Raw genomic sequence first — 9508 nt, 5'->3', positions numbered from 1 at the left:
GGGCAGCTGCTGGTGGCGATGGGCCTGCGGGATGCGGCCTCGACGCGGGAGGGGCTGCGGTCGAAGCTGAAACGGCTGGTCGAGCGCGGTTGGCTGGAGGAGGTGGGCGCTGGCTTGTTCGTGGTGACCGAGCAGGTGGCCGCGCAGGTGACCGGCCGCGCGTCGAAGAGGGGGCCGGCTGGTTCCGGTGATGGCATCGGGTCCTCACCGCCGCAGTGATTGCGGCGGGGCTCTCCTGCCAGGGAGGTTCGAAGGTGCCAACCAGTCGAAACCGCCCACGAGAAGAGCCCTGCGGTGGAACCGTACTGTGCAGACGCGGCCGCTGACGTCTTTGCAGCGGCGATCAGAACCTTCAACTGTCTCCTCGGACAGCTCGCCGGCCCCCAGACCGCGTCCTTCACGCATGATCGGCTTGAGGAGGTGATCGAGCAGCAGGGCCGTGAGCTGCTGCGGCTGTTGTTGCAGGCCCATCTGGACCTGCGGGCGCTACGTGAGCAGGACGCCGTCGCCGAAGCCAGGATCGGTGGGGCCGGGATCGGTGGGGTCGCGGCGGTGGTGGGATCTGATGGCCTGCCGCGGCGGCGGGTGGAGATGCGGCATCACCGGCTGCTGGCCACCGTCTTCGGGACGGTGACCGTGACGCGGTGCGCCTGGCGTGCTCCCGGCCTGCCGAACGTCTATCCCGCGGACAGCGCGTTGTCGCTGCCCGTGGGTCGGCACAGCCACGGACTGGCCCGCCTGGCGGTGGCCGAAGCGGTCCGGGGTTCGTTCGATGCCGCTCACGCCGCGATTACCGCCCGGTGCGGGAACGTGCTCGGCAAACGGCAGCTGCAACGCCTGGTCCAGGCCGCCGCCGTCGATATCGACGCCTTTTATCGGCAGCGCATCCCGGTGCCGCGGACCCGTGATGAGCTGCTGGTGCTCAGCTGTGACGCTAAGGGCGTGGTGATGCGGCCCGAGGCGCTTCGCCCGGGCACCGCGAAAGCGGCTGCCCGGGCCACCCGCACGTTCCGGACCCGCCTTGCGGCCGGTCAGAAGTCGTGCCGCAAGCGGATGGCGACGCTCGGTGCCCTCTACGACGCCCAGCCCGCGCCGCGTCGTCCACACGATGTGATCGCCCTGCCCGGCGGCCGCGCCGGCGAACGCAGGCCACAGCCAGGGCCGCACGCGAGCGGGAAATGGCTGTGCGGCTCGGTGATCAACGACCCGGATGAGGTGATCGCTGCCCTGTTCGACCAGGCCGAAGCCCGCGATCCCCGCCATGCTCGCGCCTGGATCGTGCTCATCGACGGTGCCCGCCACCAGCGCGACCTCATCCGCGCCGAGGCCATCCGCCGCAGTGCGGCCATCACCATCGTCATCGATTTCATTCACGTCATCGAAAAGCTCTGGGCCAGTGCGTGGTGCCTGCACCGGCCAGCCGATCCCGCGGCCGAGGACTGGGTCGCCACCCACGCCTTGGCCCTCCTGGCCGGACACACACGCCAGGTCATCACCGACCTCGACACCCAGGCCGCGCACCTGCCCACCGACCGGCGAGACGGCATCGACACCTGCATCCGCTACCTGACCGATCACGCAGAGTTCCTCCGCTACGACCAGGCCCTGGCCGCTGGCTGGCCCATCGCGACCGGCGTCATTGAAGGCGCCTGCCGCCACCTCATCGCCGACCGCCTCGACATCACCGGCGCCCGCTGGGGCCTTGCCGGAGCCGAAGCCATCCTGAAACTCCGCGCCCTCATCACCAACAACGATCTGCCCGAATACTGGCGCCATCACCTCGGCCAAGAACATCAACGCGTCCACGGCCAGCACGACTACCAGCTCATCGCCTGATCAGCTCGGCCCGTCAGAAGCAGCCACACCCATACTTTTGGCCCGTGCATATGCGTCTGAGGTAGTCGGGGGTGCGTGAGCGATGAGTTTGGGCGGCGGATCGGGTCTGCCCTGGCATGACTCGAATCATCGCTGACATCTCGGTCTCTCTCGACGGCTTCGTCACCGGGCCCGACCCCAGCCCGGACAACGGTCTGGGCACCGGCGGCGAGGCCCTGCACACGTGGGCGTTTTCCGACGACCCCGACGACCGCCGGGTCCTGCGCGAGGCGGCAGCCCGCTCGGGCGCCGTCGTCCTCGGCCGTCACCTCTTCGACGTGGTCGACGGGCCGAAAGGTTGGGACGACAACGTCGGCTACGGCGCCGGCGAGGTCGGCAAGCCCGCGTTCGTCGTCGTGACGAACGCGCCGCCGGAGTCCGTGCGGCTCACCGGCCTCGACTGGACGTTCATCACCACCGGGCTGCCCGACGCCGTCACCGCCGCGCGCAAGCGAGCCGAGGCGGCGTCGTCGGACAGCGGCAAGGACCTCGACGTCATCCTCATGGGCGGCGGCGCCACGATCGGCTCCGCGCTCGACGCCGGGCTGGTCGACGCGCTGACGCTGCACCTCGCGCCCATCGTGCTGGGCGCCGGGACACCGCTGTTCACCAGCGAAGCGCCGCGCACGCTGGTGCAGCGGAGCGTGATCTCGACATCGACCGCGACGCACCTGACCTACGACGTCTCCCGGTGATCCGATGACCACTGTCAACGCCAATGAGATCGCCTTGGGCATCGAGTCGTTCGGTGACGACGACGCGCCACTCGTCCTGCTCGCGGGCGGGACGACGATGCTCTCCTGGCCCGACGCGCTTTGCGAGCGCCTCGCCGCTGGCGGGCGCCGTGTGGTGCGCTACGACCTGCGCGATAGCGGGGAGTCGACGACGACGGATCCGGAGGCGCCCGCCTACACCCTGCGCGGCCTCGCCGCCGACGCGGCGGCCCTTGCTGACGCGCTCGGCGGGGGGCCTGCGCACCTCGCGGGGATCGGCGTCGGCGGGATGGTCGCCCAGGTGGCCGTGCTCGACCATCCGGGCGCGTTCTCGGCGCTCACCCTGGTCGGCACCCGCGCGGTTGCCCCTGGCCCGCCCGACGATGACCTCCCCGACCATGACCAGGCGACGATGCGCCGGCTGTTCGCGCGTCCGATGCCCGATTGGACCGACCGCGAGGCGGTTGCGGAGTTCGCCGCCGCCGGCGCGGAGATCCTCGGCGACGACCCCGTCGCCGCGCGCGCAATCGCTGCGCGCATCTGGGACCGCACGCCCGGCACCGCATCCCCGGTCCAGATGGCCAACCAGATGGGCATGGTGTTTTCCAGGCTCGACTGCAAACCCCGCTGGCGCGAGCGCCTGCCCGAGATCGAGGTTCCCACGCTCGTCGTCCACGGCCCCCGCGACCGGTTCTTCCCCGTCGGCAACGGCGAGGCGATCGCGCGCGAGATCCCGGGGGCACGGCTGCTCGTCCTCAAGGAGGCCGCCACCGCGATCCCCCCTGCGGCGGTCGGCGAGGTCACCGAGGCGATGCTCACGCTCGGATAGAGGACGGCGGGTGCCGCGCGGGTCTGGCCTCCACGCAGCGTGGACGTCGGAGGCTCGATCCGGCCGCGCGCCCGCGATCGGCACGATTCCAACCCGAGGTCGTCCAGGATGCTTCTCTCGATCCATGTCTCGTGAACCCACGGCTTCTGCCGTCAGCGCTCCACGTCGAACGTCGTGGTCATCACGGAAGCGCGGCCACAACCAACTGGGGCACTCCCGACCACACGGCCCCACCAGCAAGATCACGATCTACGGCGGGGTACTAGGCAGCGTTGCCATCTGACACGGCCCCGAACCATGAATCCCCAGTTCAGCAATTCCCTCAGAACGAGCTACACCCTTTGGAGATGGTCATTTGAGGGCCTCGCTTGCGGGTGAGGTCGTGCGGAGGCGGGCCGATGGCATCCCGATGTTCACCGCACGGTGCTTGCGGATCACGGTGACCGCGTCGTCGATCTGAGCCCGCTCAGCGGCGGAGAGTTGGGTGATGTCACCTTTGATCCGGTTGATGAGCAGCCGAATCCGAGTGACTTCTTCCTGAGTCGGGATGGCGTCGACGCGGGCCCATTCGTCGACACCGTCAACGGCCGCAGAGAGACGTTCGCGGGTGCGCAGCAGGTCATCCAGATAGGCGGTCAGGTCGGGCAGATAGGAGACATTCGTTCTGAAGTGGTCACAGCCTGCGCAGCGGAAACGGACCGGGCAGGCACCACCGCCTGCCTGCACGTTGGACGGTTCGGTGCAGATTCCGTACGGAACAGCGACCTCCCCGACCGCGTATCGGGCGTGCTCAGACTCCAGCAGGGCCTGGGCGTCGCGCCAAATCCGATTGCCATGCCGGTCAAAGGACATCGCGGTCACCTTGTCGACCGCGTCACGGCGCCGTTCCTCGCCGACCCGGTAGTAGCGGCGCGTGACGTTGAGGTTTCGATGATCAAGTAGTTCTGCGAGCACGTCGATGGGCACGCCCGCGTCAGCGTGGCGCTGGGCATAGGTGTGCCGATAGGCATAGGGAACGAGGCGGGCCTGGTCGAACTCGACTCCGTCGCGGGTGCGCAGCGAGCCGAGCCCGGTGATCCACTCGCGGTGTCGTTGATCGAGGGTGTCGATCGTGAAGGCTCTGCGCCCGTCGGGATTACGGCGTGGTGCGGGCAGCAGTTTCAGCTCACGTGTCAGAGTGGTCGGAAACTGCGCCCGGACACGTTTCTGCTGGCCGCTGATGACCGCCGCGGTGCCGTCGCTGATCGGCAGTCGGCGGCCCAGCCGGTTGGCCTTGATGTTGTCATAGACCAGAACCGCGGCCCCGCCCTTGTCTCGGGTGAGGCAGTCCAGCGGCAGGTCGATGATGTCTTCGGGGCGTCGTCCGGTGTCGATGCCGATCTGGATGGCGACCCGAATCTCGACGGGTTCCAGGGCGTCGAGGTTGGCACACAGCACGGACATGATCTCTGCTGGCAGGTCCCGGCCGGGTTCGCCGCGTTCGGGATCGGCGGGGATGTCACCCCGTTCAACAGCGAAGTCACCGGGCAGTCCCGCAGCAGCTTGGCCGGGCCGGGTCAGCCCCAGGGCGCGGACCCCGGCCAGGGCGGCACGGATGTCCCGGCAGAGGCCGTTCGCGACAGCATGAACTCCGACCCGCCCGAGGAGGCTCTCGACGACGGCGAGGAAGCCCTGCAGGCGGACATCGACGAGTTCGTCACCCTGGATCGCACAGGCCCTTGGAAGCTCGCCCTTCTGGTCGCCAGGCGAGTCACGCCCGGCGAGGGCACCGGCGTGAGAATCGGCTACCAGCCCCGGAGCGGCCTGAACGCCTTCCGGCGCATCAGCGCCGGAGAGTTCGCCCGCCGGGCCAGCACTGCACCCAGGCGGGTCATGGCTCTGTTGGATGCGTGGAATCGGCTCGCCGCCGACGGCGTCGTCCCGCATGCCGCCGCCCTATGCCCGGACACGAACATCGAGCCTCCTGATACCGGGGAGTACCCCTTTTACGGCAAGAACGGCTACTACCGCAGCTGGGAGGCCACGGGCCTATCAACCGAGCGGCGTGATGCGGTCGAGAAGGAAGCGGAAAAGAGCGGGACCCGGCCTTCGGCTATCACCTATGTCATGACACATCCCACAGCAGTGAAGACTGCTCTGCTGGCCGATGAGGCGACCCGAAGGGCGGCGCGGGAGGCCCTGGAGGAGTTCGAAGCCCGCCAGGCCGCCGCAGATGCTGAAGACCGCGCCGCGGCCGCCGGGGTCGCCAGCGAGCGGCAGCGCGAATACGACGACGTCATCCGCGCCGAGCGGGACGCCTATGCCGCACAAGCCCGCCAAGCCAGCGAGGGATCGCAGGCCGAGGCGTCCATGGACGTCTTCAACGCCATGGCCGAGATCCGCATGGCCGCCTCACGGGCACTGGCGCTGCTGAGCAAGCAGCAGATCAACTTCACCACGGACCGCGCCGAGGCCATCGCGGAGCTGTGTGACGGCGCCGAGGCGGCGATCGCCGCCGTCCGTGACATGGCCACCGGCGCTGCTCTGGACGACGCCACGCTCGCGGCGTTCATGGACGAGAATGGGAAATTCCTGTGAGCCGCCGCCGTGATGAAATGGGCTGGACCCGCGCCGAGACCGACGTCGCAGACGTGATGATCTGGTTGCGCAGCAACCACGGCCGCGAGGTCAGCTACGCCGACATCGCCGCCGGCGTCGGCATCAAGGACGGCCCCCGCCTGCGGCGGGCCGTCAAGGTCGCGCGTGTGATCGCAGCCAACCGGGGCGATCGCCTGGAAAGATTCCTGCCATCGCAAAGCCCCGCCCGTCGCCGGGTCTTCGTCACCCGCTACATGCGCCAGGGCCTGGGCGATGCATTCGGCGTCCGCGACGCGATGTCCGCCGCCCGCACCGCGATGACCGCAATGAAAGACATGCACCGCGCCACCACCTTCGAGGCCGGCAACGACAAGTCGATCGCCCGCACGGAGTTCGGCACGATGGCCCAGGCCGTCGACGAGTGCATCACCAAGGTCTCCGGCATCGACAAGGTCGGCCCCAAGGTGGTCAAGCAGGACAACACCGGCCTGCTCGCTCAGATGATCGCCGCCCTGGAAGCCCGTCTCACTGAAACCGCAGGCTGACCGGCACCGTCAGCCGGCTTCGAGAACGAAGAACAAGAAGCACAGGAACCTCGTGCCGGTGATCTCGCGGAACTCCTCGGGGAACACTTCACGGGCTTCCGGCACAAACGGCGGTTCGCTGATGACGCTGATGCGAAACCCCGCCGCGGTGAAGGCTTCAGTCATCGCGTGCAGCGGCCGGTTCCAGAAGCTCATCTGGGCGGTCTGACCGCCCATGGTCCATTCTTCGGTCCGATTACGGGTCTCGAAGTACTTGGGCTTTTCCCCGGCCATGGCCTGGAAGAGAGCGACGGAGAAAGGATGGTCGACAGAGACGAGAAGTCTGCCACCAGGCCTCAGCACGCGTCGCAGCTCCACCAGTGTCGGTCCCCAGTCTTCCAGGTAGTGCAGCACCAGGGACGCGATGACGTCGTCAAACGCCTCGTCAGCGAAGGGCAGTGGGCTGGCCAGGTCAGCGACCTGCAGATCCGCGTCGACGCCCAGCCGCCGTCGGGCCATCTCCAGCATCCCCGCGCTTGCGTCGATGCCGGTCACAATGGCGCCTCGATCGCGCAGCTCGGAGAACAGGGGGCCCGCGCCGCAGCCGGCGTCGAGGATGCGCCGTCCGGTCACGTCCCCGGCAAGCTCCAGCATTGCGGGCCGCTCGTAGTACGCGTTGAGGATACTGGTCTCGTTCTCGGCCGTGTATCCCTCAGCGAGCCTGTCGTAGTCGTTGAATCGGGACGAAGATGTGGCCTCAACATACTTCTCGGGCATAGCAGACATCAGGCCATTGTGGCCCATCAGTCACGGGAGACACAGGCATACGACCTGGTTGCCGAGTTTGACTGAGATGGCATAGCCACGAACCGTAGTCACATCAGCACCGTCGGAGTGCCGCGACGCTCTCTTTGCGACCTCGAGGCGCTCTCCGCACGCCCGGTTCTTCTGGGGTCCGGGCCGCGCTTGGTCAACTTGGACTACGTGGAAGACGAGATCATCATCCTCTGACCTGCTGGAAGGGGCCTCCAACCCTAGATAACGATCGACGGCGGTCGGGTGTTGCTGTGTCATCGAAGCGCCGGACGCCGTTGGTATCCCGACGTGTGGGACCTGCCGGGCGGTCGTGTTGAGGAGGGGGAGGATCCGAAAGAGAGCCTTGTCCGCGAGCTTCGGGAGGAGTTGGGAATCACGGCATCGGAGCCGTGCAGCCCGCCGATGCATGAGAGCCGGACCGCGACGTTCGACATGCAGATCTGGGTGATCGACAGGTGGACCGGAACACCCGTCAACGCCGCGCCGGACGAGCACGACGCTGTGGCGTGGTTCGAGACGTCCGACCTTGACAGCCTGCGTCTCGCCCATGAGTCGTATCTCTCGATGCTCACCGCCGTGCTCGTCACGTGACATCAATCGTTATCTAGATGATCAATTCCAAGGGGTGCCTGCGGAGGGTGTGGGGGTGGGCGGTCAGGCGTCGGGGTCGACTTCGGGGTGCGTGAACCGCACGGGCTTGCCCAGCGACCGGGCGTAGGCGATTTCGGTTCGGGTGCTGTCTCCGATGTAGTAGCCGACTACGAGCACCTCATCAGCGAGCCGGATCTTCGCTCGGTGCAGATCGTCGAGTCGAACCTTCAGCGCCTCGGCCTCGACAGGATCGGACCAAAGTTCGTGCGGCGACTTCATGTCGCAACCCGGCTTGACGACAATCTTTCCGGCTTTGGTCTCCCGCAGATCGGCCTCGGTCATCTCGGTCATGAAACGGGTGGAGCCGCAGATCACGACGATACGCGGGAGGCTCAGCTGCTTCTTCGCGTCGGCGAGTTTCTCCTCGGGGGTGAGCTGTTGCGGGTATGACACTGGTTCCTCCTGGTGGTGTGGTCCAAGGGGTGCCTGCGGAGACGAGAACGAGGGCGCCACGGACAGACTCTCATCGGCGACAAGAACTACTTCGGCCGTGGTTTCGATGGTTATCTTGGGTTGTTGAGCATTCAGGCTGGTCAGCGGGTTGATGCTCAGTCAGGCATGTTAGGCACGTAGGTCATCCAGCGGTCGGCTCGGTGAGCAGACTGGTGGTGTGCTGCCTGGCTGCTTGCGGGCCGATCTTGTCTATGCCGGAGATTTCGTGATGCACCCGTTGGCGGCTCGAGGACATGCCCGTCGAAGAGGTCCTCGACGAGTGGCTATGCGGGGCGCAGAAGCTCCTTACGGCTTCGACGGGCACACGCAGGGCGCTCGCCTGATGCGGGGTCAACTTGTGGCGGTGCACTACTGACAAATTTCTCTGCATGAATGACAAAGTCCGAAGCCCGCGATGATCCTAAGGTCCATGGGCGAGGCCAGAGAAAGAGGAGACACATGTTCCGCACTACCGGCGCGTTGGTCGCCGCGGCGCTTGGCGCGTCGATCCTCATCACCCCGTCGCCCGCGTCCGCAACAAGCGATTGGGTTTGGAAGTGCTACGGCACCCAGGTCAAGCGCTGCGCCACCGTCGTGTGGGACCAGACCGCCGACACCTTCCGAGCGCGGGCGAAGATCACCGACGTCGCCGGTGGCGGCAGCTACCAGGTCAAGGTCACCAACGTGAAGCTTCTGCGCACCAACCGCAGTGACTATGTGACGGTGCGCTCCGCGAAGGATTACGACGGCTGGCATGACACCGAGGACTCGGCCGCCACCGTCACCGTCGACCCGTGCAGCTTTCCAGGGGAGAGTTTCACCGTGGTGGCGACTTTCAGTTGGAAGGGTGCGTCCTCCGGCGAGAAGACCTGGCGTCCCAACCAAGCGTGGGGCCATCTCTGCGACTGACCCGCCGAACGCGTCCGTCCCACACTGACCGGTGCGAGGCGGCGGTGTTTCCTCGGCGCATGCGCGAAGCGCCCCGCGGCCACCCGATCAGGGCTCCCGTTCGGCGCGCATCCCTCAAGATCGGAAAGACGACAGCTACGTAAGCATCCGGTGACAGGAGTGCCGACATGGCCGATGACTGG

At 67.2% G+C, this 9508-nt stretch carries 11 protein-coding genes; 8 read left to right on the top strand and 3 right to left on the bottom strand.

All coding sequences use genetic code 11. The features are described 5' to 3' along the window. From EJK15_RS72220 to EJK15_RS64425, 4 genes are all read left to right on the top strand, one after another. A partial coding sequence (locus EJK15_RS72220; protein ID WP_206062161.1) for a hypothetical protein occupies positions 1-219 on the top strand: 219 nt, incomplete at its 5' end. A 75-nt stretch (positions 220-294) separates the two neighbouring features. Then, the gene (locus EJK15_RS64435; protein WP_138720117.1) at positions 295-1836 is read left to right on the top strand and encodes an ISKra4 family transposase; all 1542 of its coding nucleotides are present in this window, start codon (positions 295-297) and stop codon (positions 1834-1836) included. A 116-nt stretch (positions 1837-1952) separates the two neighbouring features. Further along, a complete protein-coding gene (locus EJK15_RS64430) occupies positions 1953-2570 on the top strand; it encodes a dihydrofolate reductase family protein (RefSeq protein ID WP_138720116.1) in 618 nt (205 codons plus the stop codon). Between the two features lie 4 nt (positions 2571-2574). Continuing rightward, the gene (locus EJK15_RS64425) at positions 2575-3417 is read left to right on the top strand and encodes an alpha/beta fold hydrolase (protein WP_138720115.1); all 843 of its coding nucleotides are present in this window, start codon (positions 2575-2577) and stop codon (positions 3415-3417) included. 351 nt (positions 3418-3768) lie between these two features. Here EJK15_RS64425 and EJK15_RS64420 read toward each other — a convergent pair whose 3' ends face one another. Next, on the bottom strand, positions 3769-5343 hold the full coding sequence (locus tag EJK15_RS64420) for a tyrosine-type recombinase/integrase (RefSeq protein ID WP_206062159.1): 1575 nt from the start codon (positions 5341-5343) through the stop codon (positions 3769-3771). 198 nt (positions 5344-5541) lie between these two features. Between EJK15_RS64420 and EJK15_RS73850 the strand changes: the two genes are divergently transcribed. Continuing rightward, positions 5542-5994 (top strand): hypothetical protein, encoded by a 453-nt coding sequence (locus EJK15_RS73850; protein ID WP_206062157.1) that lies wholly within the window; start codon positions 5542-5544, stop codon positions 5992-5994. Continuing rightward, a complete protein-coding gene (locus tag EJK15_RS64410; RefSeq protein WP_206062155.1) occupies positions 5991-6539 on the top strand; it encodes a hypothetical protein in 549 nt (182 codons plus the stop codon). Before EJK15_RS73850 ends, EJK15_RS64410 begins: the two co-directional genes overlap by 4 nt. A 9-nt stretch (positions 6540-6548) precedes the next feature. Here EJK15_RS64410 and EJK15_RS64405 read toward each other — a convergent pair whose 3' ends face one another. Beyond that, positions 6549-7295, bottom strand: coding sequence for a class I SAM-dependent methyltransferase (locus tag EJK15_RS64405; RefSeq protein WP_240778026.1), 747 nt, complete (start codon positions 7293-7295; stop codon positions 6549-6551). Positions 7296-7577: 282 nt separating this feature from the next. Between EJK15_RS64405 and EJK15_RS64400 the strand changes: the two genes are divergently transcribed. Then, the gene (locus EJK15_RS64400) at positions 7578-7925 is read left to right on the top strand and encodes an NUDIX domain-containing protein (RefSeq protein ID WP_276615595.1); all 348 of its coding nucleotides are present in this window, start codon (positions 7578-7580) and stop codon (positions 7923-7925) included. A 63-nt stretch (positions 7926-7988) separates the two neighbouring features. On the opposite strand, the gene EJK15_RS64395 is transcribed toward EJK15_RS64400, so the two are convergent. Further along, positions 7989-8378: a hypothetical protein gene (locus EJK15_RS64395; RefSeq protein WP_171075329.1), complete on the bottom strand. Its 390-nt coding sequence runs from the start codon at positions 8376-8378 to the stop codon at positions 7989-7991. Positions 8379-8876: 498 nt separating this feature from the next. Here EJK15_RS64395 and EJK15_RS64390 point away from each other — a divergent pair, with 498 nt between their 5' ends. Beyond that, complete coding sequence (locus EJK15_RS64390; RefSeq protein ID WP_138720110.1) at positions 8877-9326, top strand: hypothetical protein; 450 nt, start codon at positions 8877-8879, stop codon at positions 9324-9326. Positions 9327-9508: the final 182 nt, after the last annotated feature.

Origin of the sequence: Nonomuraea basaltis, assembly GCF_005893125.1 — a bacterium.
In the GTDB taxonomy this organism is placed as follows: Bacteria; Actinomycetota; Actinomycetes; order Streptosporangiales; family Streptosporangiaceae; genus Nonomuraea; species Nonomuraea basaltis.
The sequence above is the reverse complement of the archived record's forward strand: the minus strand, read 5'-3'. Positions and strand labels throughout refer to the sequence as shown.